Source organism: Nitratireductor sp. B36 (genome assembly GCF_020833685.1).
GTDB lineage: Bacteria > Pseudomonadota > Alphaproteobacteria > Rhizobiales > Rhizobiaceae > Nitratireductor.
On the sequence record NZ_JACKZY010000001.1, the window covers coordinates 34622 to 58884 of the forward strand.

Consider the following 24263-nt stretch of genomic DNA (forward strand, 5'->3'; position numbering starts at 1 on the left):
CCGACCGGTTTGTAATGCGTGTAGACATCTTTGATTTCGAGCTGCCGGAGGAGCGGATTGCGCTGAGACCTGCCAATCCGCGCGATTCAGCACGCCTTTTGAAGGTCGAAGGTGGAGCCCTGACCGATCACGTGGTCCGCGCGCTTCCCAAAATATTACGACCAGGCGATGCCTTGGTTTTCAATGACACGAAAGTCATTCCCGCTCGCCTCAGCGGTGTTCGCCGGCGAGGGGAGACCGAGGCGCGCATCGAGGCAACGTTGCATATGCGCGAAGGGCCGGATCGCTGGCGGGCATTCCTGAAGCCGGCGAAGCGCGTGAACGCAGGCGAGCGCATCCAGTTTGGCCATGATGGTGAAAGCTGTTTCCTCGGTACGCTTGAAGCAACAGTAGCGGAAAAGGGCGAAGGGGGCGAAGCGCTCCTGGTGTTTGATTTCTCAGGTCCGGTACTGGACGAGGCGATCGCGGCTGCTGGCCACATGCCGCTTCCACCCTATATTGCAGGCAAACGCGCAGAAGATGAGCGCGACGAAGTCGATTACCAGACGATTTATGCCCGTGAAGAGGGAGCGGTTGCGGCGCCCACGGCCGGTCTCCATTTCACCCCGGAACTGATGCAGGCGCTGGACGTAGCCGGGATCGAGCGCCATTTCGTGACCTTGCATGTAGGAGCGGGTACCTTTCTCCCAGTCAAGGTTGACGATACGGACGACCACAAGATGCACTCGGAATGGGGGGAGGTGGATGCCGAGACGGCGGAAGCCCTGAATGCGGTCCGGAAACGGGGCGGGCGCGTTGTTTCAGTGGGCACCACCTCCTTGCGGCTCCTGGAAAGCGCATCTCAGCGCACCGGGACGCTGGAGGCGTGGTCAGGCGCGACCGATATTTTCATCACACCTGGATATCGTTTCCGTACGGTCGACGTGTTGATGACGAATTTTCATCTGCCGCGCTCGACGCTTTTCATGCTCGTTTCGGCCTTTTGCGGGACGGAGACCATGAAGCGTGCCTATGATCATGCGATCCGCAATGAATACCGCTTCTATTCCTATGGTGATGCCAGCCTGCTTTTCAGGGACGAACAGTTGTGAGTGACCAGTTCACCTTCCGCCTTCTGGCGACGGATGGCGATGCCCGACGCGGCGAAATCTCCATGCCGCGCGGTACGATCCGTACCCCCGCCTTCATGCCGGTGGGAACGGCAGGCACGGTCAAGGCCATGTATATGGATCAGGTGCGTGAGCTGGGTGCCGACATTATCCTCGGCAACACGTATCATCTGATGCTGCGGCCAGGGGCCGAGCGGATGGCGCGGCTTGGTGGATTGCACGAATTCGCGGGCTGGCCATACCCGATCCTGACGGATTCGGGCGGATTTCAGGTCATGTCTTTGGCGGACTTGCGTAAAATCACCGAAAGAGGCGTGACCTTCCGCTCGCATGTGGATGGACAAGTGTTCGAAATGTCGCCCGAGAGGTCGATCGAGATACAGGGGCTCCTTGGTTCGGACATCCAGATGCAGCTTGATGAGTGCGTGGCATTGCCGGCGGAAGAATCCGATATTGAACGCGCCATGGAGCTGTCGCTGCGCTGGGCGGAACGCTGCAAGTCGGCGTTCGGTAATCAATCTGGCAAAGCGATGTTCGGCATCGTCCAGGGCGGAGACAAGCCGCATTTGCGCGAGCGTTCCGCGCGGGCTCTCGCTGCAATGGATCTGAAAGGCTATGCCGTGGGCGGGCTGGCCGTGGGTGAACCGCAGGCGGTCATGCTCGAGATGCTCGAGGCCACCTGTCCGGTTCTACCGGCCGAAAAACCGCGCTACCTGATGGGTGTTGGAACGCCCGATGACATTCTGAAATCGGTCGCGCGCGGCATCGACATGTTCGATTGCGTGATGCCGACCCGTGCTGGGCGGCACGGGCTTGCCTATACACGGCGCGGCAAGATCAACCTCAAGAACGCTCGCCATGCTGAGGATACCCGTCCGCTCGATGAAGAGAGCGATTGCCCCGCAGCGCGGGATTATTCGCGTGCCTATCTTCATCATCTGGTGAAAGCGGGAGAGTCGCTCGCCGGCATGTTGCTGACCTGGAACAACCTCGCATACTACCAGTCTTTGATGCAGGACATTCGTGACGCCATCGAAGCCGGTCGTTTCGAGCAGCGAGCAGCGGAAATTCGCGCGGCCTGGGAAGAGGGCGATATCCCAACGCTTTGAACAAGCTTGCCCAAAGAATGAGCAAGTCACTCGACTTGCAGCTCAGTAATTGTGCATCATCTCCCGTTCTCTGCTCCAATTGTCGTAACATTTAGAAACGACTTGCTTTTTTCCGGCTTCCCCGTTGAAATGCTTCTGAGAGGAGCATTTCTTGACGCCATTTGACGAGATGCGCCTGGGGGGCCAGGCCCGAGATCCCTACGAAGATTACCAGAGCTGGTTTGACCGGCAGGACGCCAAACGCCTGAAGCAGAAGGCGGGCGACGCGGAACGGGTTTTCCGCAGAACCGGTATCACTTTTGCTGTCTATGGCGATCAGGAGGCGGCGGAACGGCTGATCCCGTTCGACATTGTCCCACGCATCATCTCCGGCAAGGAATGGCGCCGGCTGGTCCAGGGGATCGAGCAGCGTGTTCAGGCGCTCAATGCGTTTCTCGAAGACATCTATCATCGACAGGAAATTCTGCGTGCGGGGCGCATACCCCGCGAAATCATCTCCGGCAATGAGGCCTTCTTGCCGGAAATGATCGGTGTGAAACCGCCTGGAGGGGTCTACACCCACATTACCGGCGTCGACATTGTACGGACTGGGGAAGACGACTTCTTCGTTCTGGAAGACAATGCCCGCACCCCCTCAGGTGTCTCTTATATGCTGGAAAACCGGGAGACCATGATGCAGCTCTTTCCCGAGCTGTTTCAGCAGGTCAAGGTGCGCCCGGTCGAGAATTACCCGCAGCTCCTGCGCGATTCTCTCGCCCGCGTGAAACCGGAGCTTTGCGAGGGAAAGCCGACCATCGCCGTTCTGACACCCGGTAGCTTCAATTCAGCCTATTTCGAGCATGCTTTCCTCGCCGACCAGATGGGCGTGGAACTGGTGGAAGGATCGGATCTCCGCGTTGTGGACGGTCATGTGGCCATGCGAACCACGCAGGGCTACAGGCGTATTGATGTTCTCTATCGCAGGATTGACGACGACTATCTCGACCCGCTGACCTTCCGGCCGGACTCGGTCCTTGGTGTGCCGGGCATCATGGATGTCTATCGGGCCGGCAAGATCACCATTGCAAACGCTCCGGGGACCGGGATATGCGACGACAAGGCGATTTATTCCTATATGCCCGAGATTGTGGAGTTTTATACGGGGCGCAAGGCGATTTTGCCCAATGTTCCCACCTGGCGCTGCTCGGAGCCGGACAGTCTTGCCTATGTGCTTGAACATCTTGACGAGCTGGTCGTCAAGGAAGTCCATGGTTCCGGCGGTTATGGCATGCTGGTGGGGCCAGCCGCTTCGAAGAAGGAGAGGGCGGCTTTTGCAAAGAAACTGAAGGCCCGGCCGAAAAACTACATCGCCCAGCCGACGCTATCGCTCTCCACCTGTCCGATCCTGACCAGCAAGGGGCTGGCGCCACGCCATGTGGATCTGCGCCCCTTCGTCCTCGTGTCGGATCGCATTCGGATCGTACCGGGTGGGCTCACGAGAGTGGCGTTGAAGAAGGGATCCCTCGTGGTCAACTCCTCACAAGGGGGTGGAACCAAGGATACCTGGGTTCTCGATGATTAGGGCGCGCTGACATGCTTCTTGGACGTTCAGCAAACGGTCTTTACTGGATGGCCCGTTACATCGAGCGGGCGGAGAACATGGCGCGTCTGGTCGATACCGGGCTGAGGCTTGCTTTGACCCAGACCAGCGCCTCATCTGATGAATGGGCATCGGTTCTCACGAGCGCCGGTGTGCGTGATCTGTTTGAACAGGGCAATGATGCGTTTGACACGGCCACGGTGACAAATTTCCTGCTCCGGGACACGGCGAACCCCTCTAGCGTGCTGTCTTCCATAGATACGGCGCGGATGAACGCGCGGATGGTGAGGACAGCGCTCACACGAGAGACGTGGGAGAGTGTCAACGAAGCATGGATGGCCATGCATCGCATGCTCAAACGGCGCGTCGACGAGCAGGACCTGCCTGCCGTTCTTGATGCGGTCAAACGCGAAACAGCACTTATTCGTGGCGCGTTTCAAGGCACGATGCTGCGCAACGAAATCTTCGATTTCGCGCAGATGGGTACGATGATTGAACGCGCGGACAACACGTCCCGCATTCTTGATGTCAAATACTATGTGCTTCTGCCCTCGGCCGCTTGGGTCGGTTCCCCACTCGACAATATCCAGTGGCAAACGATCTTGCGTTCAGTCTCCGCCCTGCGGTCATACCGCTGGACCCATGAAGGTGATTTCAATCCGGCAAACATTGCCGATTATCTCATATTGAACCGGCGCATGCCGCGGTCCCTGGCGTTCTGTTACCGGCATATCTGTGATTCTCTGGACTATCTGGCGGATGAATATGGTGTGCGGCAACGGTGCAATGAGATGGCCGATGCCAAATTCGAGAAACTGAAAACGGCCGCAGTTTCGGATATATTCGATGAAGGTTTGCACGAATTTTTGAGTGATTTTATCCGCGACAATGCCGCTTTGGGCAATCAGATCGCAACAGATTTCCGCTTTTATTGAGGGCAATCCGATGCGTCTGAAAATCACTCACCGGACAGAATACCGCTATGATGCCCCTCTTTCCTATGCGTTGCAGCGCCTTCGGCTGTGCCCTCAAAGCGGCCCGACCCAGGACGTTGTGGAGTGGTCGTTGAAGACAGAAGGCGCGACTGAGGAAGCACAATTCATCGATGGCTTTGGCAACGACACGCGTCTGGTGAGTATAGATGGCGAACCGCACACGATCGTTCTTCAAGCATCGGGCATCGTGGAAACCCGTGACACCGCGGGGGTCACGGGCAAGCATCAGGGGCTCGCTCCGTTATGGCTTTTTGAGCAGCAGACCCCACTTTGTACGGCTGGACGCGGGATAGCAGCGTTGGTGCGCGACATCACAGGTGCCGCTGATGTGGAGCGATTGCATGCCCTGATGAATGAAGTGCGCGAGCGCGTCGCCTATCGGATCGGCGCCACGGACGCGGCCACGACGGCGGAAGAGGCGCTCGCAAACGGTGAGGGGGTCTGCCAGGATCACACCCACATCTTCCTGGCATCTGCGCGACTGATGGGCTTTCCCGCGCGGTATGTGAGCGGATACCTGCGGATGGATGACAGTGATGATCAGGCTGCGAGCCATGCTTGGGCCGAAGCGCATCTGGAAGGGCTGGGCTGGGTTGCCTTTGATTGCTCCAACGGCATTTCGGCGGATGATCGGTATGTCCGGGTGGCCACGGGGCGTGACTACCGCGATGCGATGCCTGTGATGGGGATCAGAATCGGTCACGCTCAGGAAGAGCTTGCGGTTCAGATCACGGTGGAGCAGTAGTCTTTCAGAGCGAATCTTTATGAGGCACGGTCCAGATGACCTATTGCGTCGGGCTGAAAACGCAGCATGGCCTTGTGTTCATGTCGGACACACGGACAAATGCCGGCGTGGACAACATTTCCACCTTTCGCAAAATGCATTGCTGGCAAAAGCCGGATGACCGCGTTCTGGTACTGCTTTCGGCTGGCAATCTGGCAACCACACAAGCCGTGGTCAGCCTGCTTGACGAGCGTACCAAGGCGCCGGATGAACGAACTCCCTCCATGATTGAAACGCCATCCATGTATCAGGCGGCCCGCCTGGTCGGTGATACGGTGAAGGAAGTTATCCGTCAGTCGGCGCCCGTCGGACAGAGTGCTGACGCTTTTGGCGCCTCCTTCATCCTTGGTGGCCAGATCCGCGGCATGGCACCGCGCCTGTTCCTGATTTACCCGGAGGGGAATTTCATTGAGGTCAGCGCCGATACGCCGTTCTTCCAGATTGGCGAGACCAAATATGGCAAACCCATTCTGGTGCGTGCGTTCGATCCGGCCATGAGCCTGGAGGAAACGGTGAAGCTTCTGTTGGTTTCCTTCGATTCCACGCTGAAGTCCAATTTGTCCGTCGGCCTGCCAATCGATCTTTTATACTATGAGAACGACACGTTCCGCATCGGCTACGAAAAGCGCATCGAAGCCGACGATCCCTATCTGCGGGAAATCTCGGAGGGCTGGTCCGACGCGTTGAAGAGGGCTTTCAAGAGTCTTCCTGACTTCAAGCGCTAGGGTGTCAGGCTACCCGGCTCACATCGTTGCGCGCTTCAGATCGCAAGGTCTCATGCCTCTCTCAGTCTGACTGCCGAGATCCGATAGGTACCATCGGCCTGTTGTTTCACTGTGAGGCTTCATGGCTTTTGCCGTTCGGGTCGGTCGTCAGCAGGTGCAAGACAACGGTTGTCCTTTGATCGAAGATTGCGCTGCGCGGATTTCTGCTTCGCCTGCGAAAGCGAAAAAAGGCGCAAGCAGCACCAGCGCGATAGTCGATAACGCGGTTTTCGTGGTGTGGTTCTCCCTTTTCTGCGCCTGACCACCTCTGTTCCTTCAGACAATCCGCATTTTTGGTCCGGTTTGAAGTCACGAGACGCGCGCGGGAATGGTTTGCCGCGTGATGTCGGCCGCGATGACGGCAAGGCGTTTGGCAGGGCTGGAACCGAGGAGAGCTTGCTCGATTTTCGTTTTTGCATTTAAATGCCAAAAACGAACATTGAGATCATCATGAACCCTTCCTTCCTGACGCCACGGCTGGCCGAAATCCTCGAGCAGGCGAAGGAGCATGGCCGCGTCCTCGTCGATGATCTGGCCGTGCATTTCGGTGTGACGCCGCAGACGATACGGCGTGATCTCAACGAGCTTTGCGATCGGCGCCTTCTGACCCGGATCCATGGCGGGGCTCTGTTGCCTTCCGGCATAGAAAATATGGAGTATGAAGCGCGGCGTAAAATCGCTTCGGAAGAAAAGCGCGCAATCGGACAGGCTGCGGCGCGGATCATCCCCGACAGGGCGTCGCTTTTTGTGAATATCGGCACGACCACTGAGGCGGTGAGTGACGCTTTGCTCGATCATGAAGGTCTCATGGTGATCACCAATAATATCAATGTTGCCAATCGGATGAGGGTTTTTCCTTCCTTTGAGGTGATCATTGCAGGCGGTGTGGTGCGTGGGTCGGATGGCGGGATCGTCGGCGAGGCCGCGGTGGACTTCATCCGTCAGTTCAAGGTCGACTACGCGGTCATTGGTGTCTCTTCTATCGACCCCGATGGTGCGCTCTATGATTTCGATTTTCGCGAGGTGAAGGTGGCGCAGGCCATCATCGCCAATGCGCGCCACGTGATCCTGGTGTCGGATTCCACCAAATTTGAGCGCGGTGCGCCGGTCCGGATCGGACACTTATCCCAAGTCGACACGTTCATCACGGACCATTGCCCGCTGCCGGCGATGCGGGCGCTCTGCGAGGAGGCGGGTGTCCGGTTGATCGAGACGGAATGTTAACGAATATTGATTTTCGTTTGACATTCATTTTTCTTTCGAAATAATTCCTTTATTTCCAAGGCAGGAAAGTTTCCTGTGATCCCAGAGGCAGGGGAGAAACGCGTGCCCGCTTCCAAGTCCACCAGTTCCAGGATTTTCGACGTGTTCGTCATTGGTGGCGGAATCAATGGATGCGGCATAGCGCGTGACGCTGTCGGGCGTGGATACTCCGTATTTTTGGCGGAGATGAACGACCTGGCGAGCGGCACATCCTCCGGATCGACCAAGCTCATCCATGGTGGCTTGCGCTATCTGGAATATTACGAGTTCCGTCTCGTTCGCGAGGCGCTCATGGAGCGCGAGATCCTGTGGCGCAACGCGCCGCATATCATTTGGCCCATGCGTTTCGTTCTGCCGCTGCACAAGGGTCTCCGCCCCGCCTGGCTCGTCCGGCTCGGGCTTTTCATTTACGATCATATTGGTGGGAGGAAACTGCTTCCCAAGACACGTACGCTCGACATGCGCACCGACCCCGCCGGCAAGCCGCTCAAAGGTTCCTACCGCCGCGCGTTCGAATACTCCGATTGCTGGGTCAACGATGCCCGCTTTGTCGTGCTCAATGCCCGAGACGCCGCCGATCGCGGAGCGGATGTGCGGGTGCGCACTCGGGTCACCTCGGCTGAAGACGAAAAAGGGATCTGGAAAATTGGTATCCAGAATCTTTTGACCGGTGAGACCGAGACCGTGCGGGCGCGCTATCTCGTCAATGCAGCTGGGCCCTGGGTGGATCACGTCATTTCGGGCGTGCTCGGTCAGAACGATGTTCAAAACGTGCGTCTGGTGAAGGGAAGTCATATCGTCGTCCGGAGCAAGTTCGACGATCCGCGCGCTTATTTCTTTCAAAACTCGGATGGACGGATCATTTTCGCCATACCCTATGAGAATGATTTCACGCTGATCGGCACCACCGATCAGGATTATGATGGCGATCCGAAGGAAGTTGCGATCAGCGACAACGAGGTCGACTATCTGTGTGCGGCCGCCAGCGCATATTTCGTCGAACCGGTGCGCCGCGATGATATTGTGTGGACCTATTCAGGTGTGCGCCCGCTGTTCGATGACGGTGCCTCTAAAGCTCAGGAAGCCACCCGGGACTATGTTCTGAAATCGGAGACCGGGCGGGGCGGGGCGCCCATGGTGCATGTGTTCGGCGGCAAGATAACGACCTATCGCAAGCTGGCTGAATCGGCGCTGGAGAAAATCGCCGAATCCATCGGCGCAAAAGGTCGACCATGGACCCACTCGGCCACGCTACCGGGTGGCGAGTTCGCTTTTGACGGTTATGAAGCGCAGGTAGAAGCGCTGCTGCGCGACTACGCGTTTCTCGATCGCCATCATGCAGCCCGGCTGGTCAGGCTTTACGGCCTCTGTGCCCGAGAGGTTCTCGGGAATGCTCAATCGCCGCGCGATCTCGGGCGGCATTTCGGTGTCGATCTTTACGAAGCTGAACTGCGCTATTTGACCGCTCGTGAATGGGCAGTCACCGGGGAAGACGTGCTTTGGCGCAGAACCAAGCGCGGTTTGCGGCTGACGCCGGAGGAGGCGGCGGAGGTCGACGATTTCATGCGTGATATTTCGGGAATGCAAGACCAGGCGGCCAACGCTGGGGGAGGACATGCTTGAACTGCGCAAGGTTTCAAAGGTCGTTTCCGGCGAAACGCATATAGATGATGTTTCGCTGCGGCTGGAGCCGGGCTCACTCAATGTGCTGCTCGGACCGACGCTTGCCGGCAAAACCAGCCTGATGCGGCTCATGGCCGGGCTCGATCGACCCACATCCGGCAGCGTGTGGATGGAAGGAGAGGATGTTACCGGCATTCCCGTCCAGAAGCGCAGCGTTGCCATGGTCTATCAGCAATTTATCAATTATCCGGCGATGACCGTTTACGAAAACATCGCCTCGCCGCTACGGGTCGCTGGCACAGAAAAGCGGGTTATCGAGGAAAAGGTCCGGCAGGCGGCAGAGCTTCTGCACCTGACACCGCATCTGGAGCGTACCCCGCTGGAACTTTCCGGCGGACAGCAGCAGCGCACCGCCCTGGCCCGCGCCATGGTCAAGGAAGCACGCCTCGTGCTTCTGGATGAACCGCTCGCCAATCTGGATTACAAGCTGCGCGAGGAATTGCGGGCAGAACTGCCCAAGATCTTTGCCGCTTCGGGCGCGATCTTCGTCTATGCCACCACAGAGCCGAGCGAAGCGTTGCTTCTGGGGGGCAACACGGCAACGCTCAGCCGGGGACGCCTCACGCAGTTCGGCCCGACCATCGATGTGTTCCGCAAGCCGGTCGATCTCGTGACAGCGCGCACCTTTTCCGATCCGCCCCTGAACACGGTTTCGGTGGAAAAATCAGGCGCAAGTTTCCTCCTCGACAAAACCGTTCGATTGCCTGTGCCGCAGGGGCTCGAAAGCGCGCCGGACGGTTCCTACACGCTTGGTTTCCAGCCGCATCACCTTTCTCTTGCGCCACGTGAGGCCAGTGCGGTTTCTGTCCGCGCCACCGTGTCGGTGACGGAGATCACCGGATCAGAGAGCTTCGTCCATCTCGACTTCGCGGGGCACCGCTGGGTGATGCTGGAAGAGGGGATTCATCGGCTCGACGTAGGCGAAGCCGTCGAGGTCTTCATCGACACCCGCCACATGCTGGTGTTCGACGATGCAAGCCGGCGTGTCACGATCGGCGAAAGCCGGGCTGCATAGGAGGCGGGAATGGCGCGAATTGATCTCAACAACATCCGCCACGCCTATCTGCCCAATCCAGCGAGTGATGATGATTACGCACTGAAGCGGGTCCACCACACGTTTGACGATGGCGGCGCCTATGCGCTGCTTGGTCCGTCGGGCTGCGGCAAGACCACGCTTTTGAATATCATTTCAGGGCTCCTGCGGCCGACCGAAGGCCAGATCCTCTTCGATGGGAAAAATGTCACTGACCTCTCAACCGAAGACCGGAACATCGCGCAGGTGTTTCAGTTTCCGGTCGTCTACGACACGATGACCGTCTACCAGAATCTTGCCTTTCCCCTGCGCAATCGCGGCGTTGCGGCCGACGAGATCGATCGGCGCGTGCGTGAAACACTCGAAATGATCGATCTGGCGGAACGCGCCGACCAGAAAGCCAAGGGACTGACCGCTGACGACAAGCAGAAGATCGCGCTCGGCCGTGGGCTGGTGCGCTCCGATGTCAGCGCCATTCTCTTCGACGAACCGCTCACTGTTATCGATCCGCACATGAAATGGGTGCTGCGCTCGCAATTGAAGGAGCTCCACCGGCGCTTTGCCTTTACCATGGTCTATGTGACCCACGACCAGACCGAGGCGCTCACCTTTGCCGATCAGGTCGTGGTGATGAATGAAGGCGAAATCGTTCAGATCGGAACGCCTGAAGAGCTTTTCGAACGCCCCAACCACACCTTTGTCGGCTATTTCATCGGCTCTCCGGGCATGAATGTCCTGCCCGTCCGGATCGACGGGCAGGGTGCCCATATCGGTTCCCACGCCATCTCACTTGACGGGCAGTTGCCGGGAAACAGCGATGCCAGGATGGAGCTCGGTGTGCGTCCCGAATATGTCCGGATTGGCGAGAAGGGCATACCCGCGCAGATCCTGCGCGTGGAGGATACCGGTCGCCGAAAGATCGTTCATGCGACCGTCGAGGGACAGCCCATTGCCGCGATTGTTGCCGAAGGAACGGCTCTGCCGAGCGAACCGCGCATCAGTTTCGATCCGGCAGGCATCAATCTCTATGCCGATTCATGGCGCGTTGACCCGGTCTCCGCGCGTCAGGAGGGAGCGACATGACCAAGACATGGAACAACCGCGCCTGGTTTCTCGTCCTGCCGGTCCTGCTGCTGGTGGCCTTCAACGCCATCATTCCGTTGATGACGGTTGTGAACTACTCGGTTCAGGAAACCTTCGGCAACAATCTGTTCTTCTTCGAGGGAACGAAATGGTATGAGGATGTGCTCACCTCCGACCGTTTTCACGCCTCGCTTTTCCGGCAGTTTCTGTTCACCGGGATCATTCTTCTGATCGAGGTGCCGCTTGGTGTTGCCATCGCTCTCACCATGCCCCGTTCCGGCCCCTGGGTGTCGGTCTGTCTCGTTTTGATGGCACTGCCGCTGCTCATCCCGTGGAATGTGGTCGGCGCCATGTGGAACATCATGGCCCTGCCGGATATCGGCCTTCTGGGCTATGGGCTCAATGCACTCGGCATCCCCTACAACTTCACGCGTCAGCCTATCTCCGCATGGTTCACCGTGGTGTTGATGGATGTCTGGCACTGGACGTCACTCGTTGTGCTGCTTGCCTATGCGGGCCTGCGTTCCATTCCCGAAGCCTATTACCAGGCTGCGAGGATCGATGGCGCATCGCGCTGGTCGGTGTTCCGCTACATCCAGTTGCCCAAGATGAACCGTGTCCTGACGATCGCAATTCTCCTGCGCTTCATGGATTCCTTCATGATCTACACCGAGCCTTTCGTCTTGACCGGAGGCGGGCCGGGCAATGCCACGACCTTCCTGTCCATCGATCTGGTGAAGGCGGCTCTGGGTGAATTCAATCTCGGCATCGCAGCAGCCATGAGCATCATCTACTTCCTGATGACGCTCCTGGTGAGCTGGATCTTCTACACGCTGATGACCCGGGGAGAAGACCAATGAGAGTGACCCGCTGGCTTGTTCCAACGCTCTACATCATCTTCCTGCTCCTGCCGATCTACTGGCTCGTGAATATGTCCTTCAAGACGACCAACGAGATCCTCGGCGGCTTCAGCCCATGGCCGAAAAACTTCACCATCGACAGCTATGTGGAGATCCTCACCAATCCGGTCTGGTACAACGGTTACATTAGCTCCATCAGTTATGTTCTTATAAACACGGTGATTTCCGTCGCCTTTGCACTGCCTGCCGCCTATGCGTTCTCACGCTATCGCTTCCTGGGCGACAAGCACCTGTTTTTCTGGCTCCTGACCAACCGGATGGCGCCGCCGGCGGTCTTTGCCTTGCCGTTCTACCAGCTCTATTCCGCCGTCGGCCTGTTCGATACACCGTGGGCCGTTGCGCTCGCCCACTGCCTCTTCAACATTCCGCTGGCGGTGTGGATCCTCGAAGGCTTCATGTCTGGCGTGCCCAAGGAGATCGATGAAACAGCCTATATCGACGGCTATTCGTTTCCGCGTTTCTTCGTGAAGATCTTCATGCCGCTCATTGCGTCGGGCATCGGTGTCACGGCCTTCTTCTGCTTCATGTTCTCATGGGTGGAGCTGCTTCTGGCCAAGACGCTGACCTCTGTCGCTGCCAAGCCGATCGCCGCCGTCATGACCCGCACGGCGAGCACATCTGGCTACGAGCTGGGGCTTCTGGCGGCTGCCGGGGTTTTGACCATTATCCCGGGTGCCATCGTGATCTGGTTCGTGCGCAATTACATCGCCAAGGGCTTTGCCCTCGGGCGCGTCTAGGGAGGACTTCATGCCCCATTGGCTTGATCTCACATGGATGGCCTGGACGTGGCAGACGGCCACATTCTTCCTCGTCATCTTCGCGCTTCTGTGCGCCATGACCGTCTGGGAATGGGCGAGCCCCGGCGGAGGGCCGCGGCACGGGATTCTCGGTCTCGATACCACGCGGGGAGACCGTCTTTTCATCTCGTTGCTCGGCAGCGCCTTTATCCATCTGGGGTGGCTGGGCCTGACTGATATGCCGCTTTGGGGCGGCACGATTTTGTCTTTGATCTATGCCTATGCGGTGTTCCGCTGGGTGTAGGTTCCGGACAAAGCAAAGCGGGATGCAAAGCGTCCCGCAAACCGGCGGTCAAGAGCTCCCAAATGGGCTCATTGAGCGTCAAACCACATTCATCGAATGAGTGTGGAAACAGGAGGAGGAGTTTGAAATGAAAGCGCATTTGAAGACTTCTGTCGCAGCGCTTGCCCTGCTCTGGCTGCCCGGCCAGGCCATGGCAGACATGGCGGCTGCGGAAAAGTGGATCGACAGTGAGTTCCAGCCTTCCTCTCTCAGCCGTGAGGAGCAGCTGGCCGAAATGGAATGGTTCATCAAGGCAGCGGAACCGTTTCAGGGAATGGAGATCAACGTTCTCTCCGAAACCATACCGACACATTCCTACGAATCCGAAACCCTGACCAAGGCATTTCAGGAGATCACGGGCATCAAGGTGAACCACCAGCTTCTGGGAGAAGGCGAGGTGGTGCAGGCTGTACAGACCCAGATGCAGACCAACCGCAATCTCTATGACGCCTATGTCAACGATGCCGATCTGGTGGGAACGCATTCGCGCCTGCAAAGTGCAGTCAACCTCACCGACTGGATGGAAGGCGAAGGTGCAGACGTCACGTCGCCGACCCTCGATCTTGAGGATTTCATCGGCGTCGCCTCTGCTACCGGACCGGACGGCAAGCTCTGGCAATTGCCGGACCAGCAATTTGCCAACCTCTACTGGTTCCGAAAGGACTGGTTTGATCGCCCTGAAATCAAAGAGAAATTCAAGGAGAAATACGGGTACGAGCTTGGCGTTCCAGTCAACTGGTCGGCCTATGAGGATATCGCCGACTTCTTCACCAATGACGTGAAGGAGATCGATGGTGTTCGCGTCTATGGTCATATGGACTACGGCAAGCGCGCACCGGATCTCGGCTGGCGCATGACGGACGCCTGGCTCTCCATGGCCGGTGCTGGCTCCAAGGGGCTGCCCAATGGCCGCCCGATCGATGAATGGGGCATCCGCATGGAGGAGGGGTCGTGCAATCCTGCCGGCGCTTCCGTCACTCGGGGTGGTGCTGCCAATGGACCTGCCGCCGTCTACGCCATCCGCAAATGGGATGAGTGGCTGCGCCAGTATGCGCCTCCAGGTGCCGCCGATCTCGACTTCTATCAGTCGCTGCCGGCGCTCAGCCAGGGCAATGTCGCCCAGCAGATATTCTGGTACACCGCCTTCACCGCCGATATGGTCAAGCCGAAAAGCGAGGGCAACAACACCGTCGATGACGAAGGCAATCTGCTCTGGAAGATGGCACCGTCACCGCATGGGCCCTACTGGGAAGAGGGCATGAAGCTCGGTTATCAGGATGTGGGCTCCTGGACGCTGTTCAAATCCACGCCTGTGGATCGCCGCAAGGCGGCCTGGCTCTACGCCCAGTTCGTCACCTCGAAAACGGTCGACGTGAAGAAGAGCCATGTCGGTCTCACGATCATTCGCGATTCCACGGTGAATCACGAATCCTTCACCGAGCGCTCTCCGAAGCTCGGCGGTCTCGTGGAGTTCTATCGCTCGCCGGACCGGGTTCTGTGGACAGACACGGGCGTCAATGTGCCGGACTATCCAAAGCTCGCCCAGATCTGGTGGCAGCAGATCGGCGATGTGAACTCCGGCGCGTTCACCCCGCAGGAGGCCATGGATCGTCTGGCCGGTGAAATGGATATCACCATGGCCCGCATGCAGGCAGCGGACGAAAGCGCCAATGTCTATGGCGGTTGCGGTCCACGCTTGAATGAGGAAAAGGATCCCTCCGAATGGATCGGTAAGGGCGGCGCTAAAGCCAAACTCGAAAACGAAAAGCCCCAGGGCGAAACCATCGTTTACGAGGAAATCGTCAAGCGCTGGCAGTGAGGCCGGTTGCAACATGCCTGAATGGCATCAAAATGGACGGGGAGCCGGCAAGCCCGGCTCCCCGTTTGGCAAACAGTTTCTGACCGATCCGGAGGACCAATGAGCGGTTATGTATTGGCGATAGACCAGGGCACGACATCCAGCAGGACCATCCTGTTCGACGCTTCAATGCAGCCGGTGGCGACCGGGCAAAAGGAATTTCAGCAGCACTATCCGAATTCGGGCTGGGTTGAACACGATCCCGAAGACATCTGGAAGGGTGTTGTGTCGACCGCGCGCAGCGCCCTGCGTAAGGCGAAGCTGGAAGCAACCGATGTAGCAGCCATCGGCATCACCAATCAGCGCGAAACCATCGTCGTGTGGGAGCGCGATACCGGCAAGCCCGTTCACAATGCAATCGTCTGGCAGGACCGTCGCACCGCCCCCATGTGCGAAAAGCTGAAGGCGGAAGGGCTGGAAAAAACCTTTACGGCAAAAACCGGTCTGCTTCTCGATCCCTATTTTTCCGGAACCAAACTCGCCTGGATCCTCGATGAGGTGAAAGGAGCGCGCGAGCGGGCAGAGAAGGGGGAACTCCTTGCCGGCACCATCGACACGTTTCTGATCTGGCGCCTGACCGGCGGCAAGGCGCATGTCACGGATGCCACGAATGCCTCGCGCACGCTTCTTTACAACATCGAGACCAATGAATGGGATGACGAACTCCTGAAAATCCTGCGCGTGCCGAAAACACTCTTGCCTGAGGTGAAGGACAGCGCCGCAGATTTCGGTGTCACCGAGAAGAAGCTTTTCGGCACGGCAATTCCTATACTCGGCGTTGCCGGCGATCAGCAGGCAGCCGTGATCGGTCAGGCCTGTTTCGAACCGGGCATGCTCAAGGCCACCTATGGCACGGGATGTTTTGCCGTGCTCAACACGGGTCAGACGATGGTGTCCTCCAAAAACCGTCTTCTTACGACCATCGCCTACCGGCTCGACGGGGTGACAACCTACGCGCTTGAAGGCTCGATCTTTGTCGCTGGTGCAGCCGTTCAATGGCTGCGCGACGGCTTGAAGATCATCGGCAAGGCTGCCGATTCGGGCGCCCTGGCGGAGAAAGCCGATCCCACCCAGCAGCTCTATCTCGTGCCCGCCTTTGTCGGGCTTGGCGCCCCACACTGGGATGCGGAAGCGCGGGGAGCGATCTATGGCCTCACACGCAATTCTGGCCCGGCAGAATTCGCGCGCGCCACGCTCGAATCGGTCGCATACCAGACACGCGACCTGCTTGATGCCATGCGCAAGGACTGGCACGACGGGGAAAACGACACCGTGCTGCGGGTCGATGGCGGTATGGTTGCCAGCGACTGGATGCTGCAATTCCTGGCCGACATGCTCGACGCGCCGGTCGACCGGCCGACTCAGCTCGAAACCACGGCGCTGGGCGCTGCCTGGCTTGCGGGATCGCGGGCCGGTGTCTGGCCCGGCGCCGAGGAATTCGCTGCCGGCTGGAAGCTTGATCGTCAGTTTTGCCCGCAAATGGACGCAGCCGAACGGGAAACGAGGCTGAAGGGCTGGCGTGATGCGGTGCGCAGAACGCTCAGCACCACTTGAAACCCTTGTGGGAGAGGGACTTTGATACGGGAACAAAAAAGTCGGGCGAAAGACGCTTTTTTCCGGTTGACCGCAGATAAGCCCCTCTCTATGTTCCGCCGCAATTTCCGGGGTTCGAAAAACCCGCAGGGAGCGCGTAGCTCAGTTGGTAGAGCAACTGACTTTTAATCAGTAGGTCCAGGGTTCGAGCCCCTGCGCGCTCACCATATTTCTGCTCCATCCAGATAAGACAAAATTCTCGTGTCTCGATGTGTTCACGGGCATTCATCGCGACGGTATGCCACGCAAAGGTGATTGGCGTGTGCGGGTGCGTCTGCTTATAGGGAAGGCGCATTCAAAGACGCGCGGTTTGCGCTTTCAGTTTGAGACGAAGCATGGCGATTGATGTCGGATATTTAAGCGCGGCGGGTGCTGGAGCACTATCATTTCTGTCTCCCTGCGTGTTGCCGCTTGTTCCGCCTTATCTGTGCTACATGGCCGGCGTTTCGGTTGAGCAGTTCCAGGGTGAGGGGGCAAGCAAAGCCAGTTCGGCCTCCATGAGCACCACGCGCTTTGCGCTCTTCTCGGCATCTCTTTCCTTCGTGCTTGGCTTCACCACGGTCTTTGTGCTCCTGGGGGCCGGCGCGTCGACCATTGGCGCCGTCTTGCGGACATGGCAGCAGGAACTCGCCATCGCGGCAGGCATCGTCATCATCGTCATGGGGCTCAACTTCCTTGGCGTGGTGCGCATCCCCTTCCTGTCGCGGGAGGCGCGCATTCAGGCGGGCGGAAAGCCAGCCACGAGAATTGGTGCTTACGTAATGGGGCTCGCCTTCGCCTTCGGATGGACGCCGTGCATCGGCCCGGTGCTCGGCCCGATCCTGACACTGGCTGGAGGGCGCGAGACCGTGGCTGATGGCGCATTGCTTCTGGCGGTGTATTCGCTGGGCCTTGGTGTGCCCTTTCTTCTCGCAGCGCTTTTCTCGGGAAGCTTCATGCGCTTCCTTTCCCGCTTCCGCATGCATCTGGGGCGCGTCGAAAAGGTGATGGGCGGTTTGCTCGTCCTGGCCGGTGTCCTTTTCTTAACCGGCGGCATGCAATCCATGGCGTTCTGGCTTCTTGAGACCTTTCCGGCCCTTGGCAAACTCGGTTGAGAGCGGATTGGTGCCGTAAGGGCAGGATGCTAGAAAAGACGAATCGTCAAAAGCATTACGGGCATCAATCCATGAGCGAACGCACCTGCCTTTCGGTTATCCTCGCAGCGGGCGAGGGCACGCGCATGAAAAGCGCAACGCCCAAGGTGCTGCACAAGATTGCCGGGCTGGAGATGCTTGGCCATGTGACACGGGCACTCAATGCAGCCGGTGCCGGTGACATGGCGCTGGTGGTGGGCCATGGCGCCGAGGCGGTGTCCCGTGCAGCCGAGGGCTTTGCTCCCGGTGCCGAGACATTCGTTCAATCGGAGCGGCTGGGCACTGGCCACGCGGTGCTGGCAGCACGCGCTGCAATCGCCCGTGGATATGACGATGTTCTCGTCTCCTTTGGCGACACGCCGCTTATTTCGCTCGAGGCTCTTAAGGCGCTGCGCGCAGGCCTTTCCGAAGGCGCACACGTCGTCGTTATGGGATTTCGCACTGAGCGGCCTTCTGGCTATGGGCGGCTGATCGAAGATGGCGAGGCGCTGGTTGCCATCCGTGAGGAGAAGGACTGCACCGATGAAGAGCGCCGCATCACCTTCTGTAATGGCGGAGCAATGGGGATTGCCGGCAGCCAGGCGCTGGAGCTGCTCGAAGCCATCGGCAATGACAACGCCAAGGGTGAATACTACCTGACGGACATCGTCAAGATCGCAACCGCCCGAGGGCTCAAGGTGCGCGCCATCGAGGCCGATTATGAAAGCGCGCTCGGCATCAACAACCGCGCCGAACTCGCAGCCGCGGAAGCCATCTGGCAACAGCGCTGCCGAAATAGGGTGATGCTTGACGGCGTGACCCTTATCGCACCGGAAACCGTGTATTTTTCGCATGATACCGTCATCGGTCGCGATACGATCATCGAGCCCAATGTCTTCTTCGGTCCCGGTGTGACAATTGGAGATAACGTCACCCTCAGGGCAAATTCGCATCTCGAGGAGGCGCGTGTCGACGCGGGCGCCTCAGTCGGCCCCTTCGCGAGACTGCGCCCGGGTGCCGAAATCATGGACGGTGCGAAGGTCGGAAACTTCGTAGAGATCAAGAAGGCGCGTGTGGAGCCGGGTGCCAAGGTCCCGCACCTTTCCTATGTGGGCGATGCACGGGTGGGAGCAGGAGCCAATCTCGGTGCCGGCACCATCACCTGTAACTATGACGGTTTCTCAAAACATTTCACCGATATCGAGCCTGGCGCGTTTGTCGGAACCAATTCATCTCTGGTTGCACCGGTCACCATCGGGGCGGGCGCCTATGTGGCATCCGGTAGCGTGATCACCGAGTCCGTGCCTGCCGACGCCTTGGCTTTCGGACGCGCCAGACAGTCCAATCGGGAGGGGCTCGGAAAACGCCTGCGCGACCGGCTGGCGGCGCTTAAGGCCCGCCGTTCGAGTAGCTGATGTAGGGGCATCAAAACGGCCGTACCGGCTTGATACGAAGTGAAAGACTTGTTGATTTTCATCCCCTTCTTCCGCGACCTAGAAGAATTGCGTGAATCGGGGATCGATTGTTTGGTGGGAGGCTGAGACAGCCATATGTGTGGAATTGTTGGCATTGTCGGGCAGACGCCGGTGGCGCCGCTCATCGTCGACGCGCTGAAGCGGCTTGAGTATCGCGGATATGATTCAGCCGGTGTTGCAACCCTGGATAATGGCAGGCTCGATCGACGCCGTGCCGAGGGCAAGCTGGTAAACCTTGAGAAGAGGCTGGGGGAGGATCCCCTAGGCGGCTTGATCGGCATCGGCCACACGCGCTGGGCAACCCACGGTGTTCCCAACGAAACCAACGCGCATCCGCATTTCGCCGGCGACGTGGCCGTCGTCCACAACGGCATCATCGAAAATTTCGCTGAATTGCGCGATGAATTGAAAGCCGGTGGTGTTTCGTTTTCCTCACAAACCGATACGGAAGTCGTCGCACATCTCGTTGCGAACGAACTGAAGAAGGGATCTGCTCCCCAGGAAGCGGCTTTCGCGGCGCTGAAGCGTCTGCGCGGTGCCTTTGCCCTGGCGATCCTGTTCCGCGGTGATGAGGACATGATCGTCGGTGCTCGCAATGGCCCGCCGCTTGCGGTCGGCCACGGTGAGGGAGAGATGTATCTTGGATCCGACGCCATCGCGCTCGCACCGTTCACGAACACGATCACCTATCTGGAAGACGGCGACTGGGTGATCGTGCGGCGTGGGGGCATGGAGATCTTTGGCATGGATGGCCGGCCGGTCGAACGCGCACGGCAACAGTCCGTTGGCACCAGTCTGCTTGTCGACAAGGGTAACCATCGCCATTTCATGGAAAAGGAAATCCATGAACAGCCGGAGGTCATTTCCCACACGCTCGCCCATTATCTCAATTTCGCTGAGGGCGGAGTGGCGGAATTCGATCTGCCCTTCGACTTTGCGAAGATCGAGCGTCTGGCGATTTCAGCCTGCGGCACGGCCTACCTGGCCGGGCTGATCGGCAAATACTGGCTGGAGCGCTATGCACGTCTGCCGGTCGATATCGATATTGCCTCCGAGTTCCGCTATCGCGAAATGCCAATGCCAAAGAACAGCGCGGCTCTGTTCATTTCTCAGTCGGGCGAAACGGCCGACACACTGGCCTCGCTGCGCTATTGCCGCGGAGAGGGGATCCCTATCTCGGCTATCGTCAATGTGCGGGAATCGACCATCGCGCGCGAAAGCGATGGCATTTTCCCCACGCTCGCCGGCCCGGAAATCGGCGTTGCCTCCACCAAGGCATTCACCTGTCAGCTCAGTGTCCTTGCGGCACTGACGCTCCGGGCTGCCAAGGCGCGCGGTACCATCTCGGCAGACGAAGAAAAGGCGCTTGTGCGTCAGCTTTCGGAAGCGCCGCGGTTTGCGTCCCAGGCGCTGAAATTGAACGCGAGCATAGAGAAGGTCGCACGCGAACTCTCGCATGTGCGTCATGTGCTCTATCTCGGCCGCGACACGAACTATCCGTTGGCGCTGGAAGGCGCGCTGAAGCTCAAGGAAATCTCCTACATTCACGCCGAAGGTTACGCCGCCGGCGAACTAAAACATGGTCCCATCGCGCTCATCGATGAGCAGATGCCGGTGATCGTGATCGCCCCGCATGATCGCATATTCGAGAAAACCGTCTCGAACATGCAGGAGGTCGCCGCACGTGGCGGGCGGATTATCCTGATCACGGACGAAAAGGGCGCGAAGAATGCAACGCTCGACACGCTGGAGACGGTGGTTCTGCCGGATGTTCCGGAGTTCGTTGCCCCAATCATCTACGCTTTGCCGATCCAGATGCTTGCCTACCACACGGCCGTCATCATGGGGACGGATGTGGACCAGCCCCGCAATCTGGCAAAATCCGTTACGGTCGAATAGCAAGCACGGGGCTGTCATATGGCGGCCCGAATTCCTATTCTATTGTTCAGCCTGGTGGCGTAATGTCCACCGGGCTGTTCTTCCTTAATCCATCACATTCGAGGCCCGTTTCCGCATCATGATGACCCGCCTGCGCAACTATTTTCTCACGGGCTTTATTGTCACAGCGCCACTGGCGATCACCGCCTATCTTGCCTGGTCAATGATCGGCTGGGTGGATTCCTGGGTCAAACCCTACATTCCCTTCCGATATAACCCTGACAATTATCTTCCATTTGCGGTTCCGGGTTTCGGGTTGATTGTCGCCCTCGTCCTGATCACGCTGATCGGGTTTCTTACAGCGAATTTCATTGGGCGCACCATCATCGCCACCGGCGAGAAAATCCTGGGGCGCATGCCGCTGGTTCGCAGCGTCTACCGAGGGCTCAAGCAAATCCTTGAGACCGTGCTTTCGGAAAGATCGGACACCTTCAAGAAGGTCGGCCTCATCGAATACCCTCGAAAGGGACTTTGGGCGCTTGTCTTCATCGCCACCGAAACGCGAGGCGAGGTCCAGGCGAAGATCGATGACGATATGGGACAGACAATCGCGGTCTTCCTGCCGACCACACCCAATCCGACTTCCGGTTACCTCTTATTCGTCCCTAAAAAGGATGTGATAGAACTCAAAATGACGGTGGAGGAGGGAGCCAAGCTTGTCATTTCGGCTGGTCTTGTGGCGCCGGAATACCAGGCAAAGACAGAGGCGCTTGCCGCCGAGGCGAAGGCGAAATCCGCTCAGCCCGCCCGCAACAAGCGAATCGCCTCATCGCGCCCGAACAAATAAAGGAGAAGCCTAAGCGCTTCGCCACGTGGGGATTGCAGATCCGGATCGCGTGACAGGATCAGGCGCGCATCGTCGCGCGCGGCCTGCAGAAGGTCCACATGGGCCTCGATCCGGGCGACCCGAAATCCCGGCGTCCCCGACTGTTTTGTTCCCAGAAGATCGCCTTCACCGCGCAATTTGAGGTCTTCTTCCGCGATGACGAAACCGTCTTCCGTCTCGCGCATGACTTCGAGCCTGCGGGTTGCTGTCTCGCCGAGCGGTCCCTTGTAGACGAGCACGCAGGAGGAGGCGAGCGCACCGCGCCCCACACGCCCTCGCAACTGATGCAATTGCGCCAGGCCGAATCGTTCGGCGTGTTCGATCACGATGATTGTTGCATCGGGCACATCCACACCCACCTCAACCACTGTGGTGCCGACAAGAATGCGTGTTCGCCCGTCCTTGAAGGCGCGCATTGCCTCGTCCTTGTCCGCTCCCTTCATGCGCCCATGAATGAGACCGACCTTGTCTCCAAAGACTTTTTGAAGCGAAGCATGACGGTCTTCCGCCGACATCAGTTCAAGCTCTTCGGATTCTTCCACAAGCGGGCAGATCCAATAGACCTTCTGTCCTTCCGACAACGCTTTTTTTATTCGGTCCACCAGTTGCGGCAGGCGCTCGACCGGCAGTGTAACGGTGCGGATCGGCTGGCGACCGGCGGGTTTTTCGGTGAGGCGCGACACATCCATGTCGCCGAAGGCAGAGAGCACGAGCGTGCGCGGGATCGGCGTTGCTGTCATGACAAGCATGTCGGGCGCATTCCCTTTGGCCGTCATCGCAAGGCGTTGATGCACGCCGAAACGGTGTTGCTCGTCGACAACAGCAAGCGCCAGATCACGGAACTCGACCGTTTCCTGAAAGAGCGCATGGGTGCCGATCACAAAATCGGCCGCACCCGTCGCAATCTCCTCGAGAATGCGCTGGCGCTCCCGACCCTTTTCACGTCCGGTCAGGACCGCAACACGCAGCCCGGCGGCCTCTGCCAGCGGCGTGATGGTCGCTGCATGCTGACGGGCGAGAATTTCCGTGGGTGCCATAAGGGCCGACTGTCCGCCTGCTTCGGCGGCGCGGGCCATGGCCAGGAGCGCCACCACGGTCTTGCCGGCTCCCACGTCACCCTGCAGGAGGCGCACCATGCGCTCTTCGCCTGCGAGATCCTCAAGGATGTCAACTACGGCATTTTCCTGCGCGGCAGTCAGCGAATAAGGCAGTGCTTGACGGATCTTTTTCTCAAAACGCCCGTCACCCTGGAGGGGCCGGCCAGACAGGCGCTTGACCTTTGCACGCACGAGCGCGAGTGAAAGCTGGCCGGCGAGAAACTCGTCATAGGCGATGCGCCGCCAAGCGGTGCTTTCGGGCTGAATGTCGTCTGGTGCCTGCGGATCGTGAAGCCTTTTGAGGGCGGCCTTGAAGGGCGGCATCGGGTTTCGTGATAGAAAGCTCTCGTCCTGCCATTCAGGCAGATCCGGCAGGCGCTCCAGCGCTTGTAAAATGGCGCGGCGCAACACTTTTGCCGAAAGGCCGGCTGTCAGCGGGTATACCGGCTCCAGCATCGGCAGCGTATGGGCTTCTGCTTCCGGGACAACGAAATCAGGATGCACCATGGAGGCGCGGCCATTGAACCATTCCATCCTGCCGCTCACCAAGACCCTTTCCCCTTCGGGAAGAATTTTCTCGATCCATGGCGCGCGTGCATGGAAGAAGGTGAGGGCGATCTCGCCAGTCTCGTCGAATGCGAAGACCCGGTAGGGAACATTTCTGCGGCCGGGCGGAGAGGGGAGATGGCGCCCCACTGTCAAATCGAGTGTGACGATCGACCCTTCCGGTGCGTTGGCGATGCCGGGGCGGCTGCGCCGATCAATCAGCGAATGCGGCAGCACGAAGAGCAGGTCGCCCACGCGAAGTTCACGCCCTGTCCCGTCGCCCGGAGCTATGTTCGCCAGAAGGTCGGCAAGTTTGGCTCCAACGCCATCGAGCGCAGTCACAGGAGCAAAAAGGGGATCGAGCAGTGTAGGACGCATCCTGTCATGATTAAGGGCCAAATTCGCCGACGCAAGGC

At 58.8% G+C, this 24263-nt stretch carries 21 protein-coding genes and 1 tRNA gene; 21 read left to right on the top strand and 1 reads right to left on the bottom strand.

The window, feature by feature from the left end:
* Window positions 1–14 precede the first annotated feature (14 nt).
* The 21 genes from queA to H7H48_RS00340 all read left to right on the top strand — a co-directional run bounded on the left by queA (window position 15) and on the right by H7H48_RS00340 (window position 22165).
* Complete coding sequence (queA, locus tag H7H48_RS00240; protein ID WP_229446841.1) at window positions 15–1091, top strand: tRNA preQ1(34) S-adenosylmethionine ribosyltransferase-isomerase QueA; 1077 nt, start codon at window positions 15–17, stop codon at window positions 1089–1091.
* Window positions 1088–2218, top strand: a complete 1131-nt coding sequence (tgt, locus tag H7H48_RS00245; RefSeq protein ID WP_229446842.1) for a tRNA guanosine(34) transglycosylase Tgt — start codon at window positions 1088–1090, stop codon at window positions 2216–2218. The genes queA and tgt overlap by 4 nt, the downstream gene beginning before the upstream one ends.
* 151 nt (window positions 2219–2369) lie before the next feature.
* Window positions 2370–3779: a circularly permuted type 2 ATP-grasp protein gene (locus H7H48_RS00250; RefSeq protein ID WP_229446843.1), complete on the top strand. Its 1410-nt coding sequence runs from the start codon at window positions 2370–2372 to the stop codon at window positions 3777–3779.
* 11 nt (window positions 3780–3790) lie between these two features.
* A complete protein-coding gene (locus H7H48_RS00255) occupies window positions 3791–4732 on the top strand; it encodes an alpha-E domain-containing protein (protein WP_229446844.1) in 942 nt (313 codons plus the stop codon).
* Window positions 4733–4742: 10 nt separating this feature from the next.
* Complete coding sequence (locus H7H48_RS00260) at window positions 4743–5537, top strand: transglutaminase family protein (protein ID WP_229446845.1); 795 nt, start codon at window positions 4743–4745, stop codon at window positions 5535–5537.
* A gap of 35 nt (window positions 5538–5572) precedes the next feature.
* Complete coding sequence (locus H7H48_RS00265; RefSeq protein ID WP_229446846.1) at window positions 5573–6301, top strand: proteasome-type protease; 729 nt, start codon at window positions 5573–5575, stop codon at window positions 6299–6301.
* A gap of 121 nt (window positions 6302–6422) precedes the next feature.
* Entirely contained in the window at window positions 6423–6602 is a 180-nt protein-coding gene (locus tag H7H48_RS00270; RefSeq protein WP_229446847.1) for a hypothetical protein, read from the top strand.
* Between the two features lie 188 nt (window positions 6603–6790).
* Window positions 6791–7564, top strand: a complete 774-nt coding sequence (locus H7H48_RS00275; RefSeq protein WP_229446848.1) for a DeoR/GlpR family DNA-binding transcription regulator — start codon at window positions 6791–6793, stop codon at window positions 7562–7564.
* 102 nt (window positions 7565–7666) lie between these two features.
* Entirely contained in the window at window positions 7667–9226 is a 1560-nt protein-coding gene (gene glpD, locus H7H48_RS00280; RefSeq protein WP_229446849.1) for a glycerol-3-phosphate dehydrogenase, read from the top strand.
* Complete coding sequence (locus H7H48_RS00285; protein WP_229446850.1) at window positions 9219–10301, top strand: ABC transporter ATP-binding protein; 1083 nt, start codon at window positions 9219–9221, stop codon at window positions 10299–10301. The genes glpD and H7H48_RS00285 overlap by 8 nt, the downstream gene beginning before the upstream one ends.
* Window positions 10302–10310: 9 nt before the next feature.
* The gene (locus H7H48_RS00290) at window positions 10311–11402 is read left to right on the top strand and encodes an ABC transporter ATP-binding protein (RefSeq protein ID WP_229446851.1); all 1092 of its coding nucleotides are present in this window, start codon (window positions 10311–10313) and stop codon (window positions 11400–11402) included.
* A complete protein-coding gene (locus tag H7H48_RS00295) occupies window positions 11399–12262 on the top strand; it encodes a carbohydrate ABC transporter permease (RefSeq protein WP_229446852.1) in 864 nt (287 codons plus the stop codon). Before H7H48_RS00290 ends, H7H48_RS00295 begins: the two co-directional genes overlap by 4 nt.
* Window positions 12259–13059 (top strand): carbohydrate ABC transporter permease, encoded by an 801-nt coding sequence (locus H7H48_RS00300; protein ID WP_229446853.1) that lies wholly within the window; start codon window positions 12259–12261, stop codon window positions 13057–13059. The genes H7H48_RS00295 and H7H48_RS00300 overlap by 4 nt, the downstream gene beginning before the upstream one ends.
* A 10-nt stretch (window positions 13060–13069) precedes the next feature.
* Window positions 13070–13363 (top strand): DUF2160 domain-containing protein, encoded by a 294-nt coding sequence (locus tag H7H48_RS00305; protein WP_007009573.1) that lies wholly within the window; start codon window positions 13070–13072, stop codon window positions 13361–13363.
* A 127-nt stretch (window positions 13364–13490) separates the two neighbouring features.
* Window positions 13491–15221, top strand: a complete 1731-nt coding sequence (locus tag H7H48_RS00310; protein WP_229446854.1) for an ABC transporter substrate-binding protein — start codon at window positions 13491–13493, stop codon at window positions 15219–15221.
* A 99-nt stretch (window positions 15222–15320) separates the two neighbouring features.
* On the top strand, window positions 15321–16814 hold the full coding sequence (gene glpK / locus H7H48_RS00315; protein WP_229446855.1) for a glycerol kinase GlpK: 1494 nt from the start codon (window positions 15321–15323) through the stop codon (window positions 16812–16814).
* 130 nt (window positions 16815–16944) lie between these two features.
* A tRNA-Lys gene (locus H7H48_RS00320) sits at window positions 16945–17020 on the top strand.
* A 168-nt stretch (window positions 17021–17188) separates the two neighbouring features.
* Window positions 17189–17947: a cytochrome c biogenesis CcdA family protein gene (locus tag H7H48_RS00325; protein WP_370633297.1), complete on the top strand. Its 759-nt coding sequence runs from the start codon at window positions 17189–17191 to the stop codon at window positions 17945–17947.
* 71 nt (window positions 17948–18018) lie between these two features.
* The gene (gene glmU, locus H7H48_RS00330; protein ID WP_229446857.1) at window positions 18019–19380 is read left to right on the top strand and encodes a bifunctional UDP-N-acetylglucosamine diphosphorylase/glucosamine-1-phosphate N-acetyltransferase GlmU; all 1362 of its coding nucleotides are present in this window, start codon (window positions 18019–18021) and stop codon (window positions 19378–19380) included.
* 135 nt (window positions 19381–19515) lie between these two features.
* The gene (gene glmS, locus H7H48_RS00335; protein WP_229446858.1) at window positions 19516–21339 is read left to right on the top strand and encodes a glutamine--fructose-6-phosphate transaminase (isomerizing); all 1824 of its coding nucleotides are present in this window, start codon (window positions 19516–19518) and stop codon (window positions 21337–21339) included.
* A 121-nt stretch (window positions 21340–21460) separates the two neighbouring features.
* Window positions 21461–22165, top strand: a complete 705-nt coding sequence (locus H7H48_RS00340; protein WP_229448023.1) for a DUF502 domain-containing protein — start codon at window positions 21461–21463, stop codon at window positions 22163–22165.
* Here the strand turns inward: H7H48_RS00340 and recG are convergent.
* Complete coding sequence (gene recG, locus H7H48_RS00345; protein ID WP_229446859.1) at window positions 22117–24225, bottom strand: ATP-dependent DNA helicase RecG; 2109 nt, start codon at window positions 24223–24225, stop codon at window positions 22117–22119. The two genes, H7H48_RS00340 and recG, sit on opposite strands and share 49 nt — an antisense overlap.
* Window positions 24226–24263 lie beyond the last annotated feature (38 nt).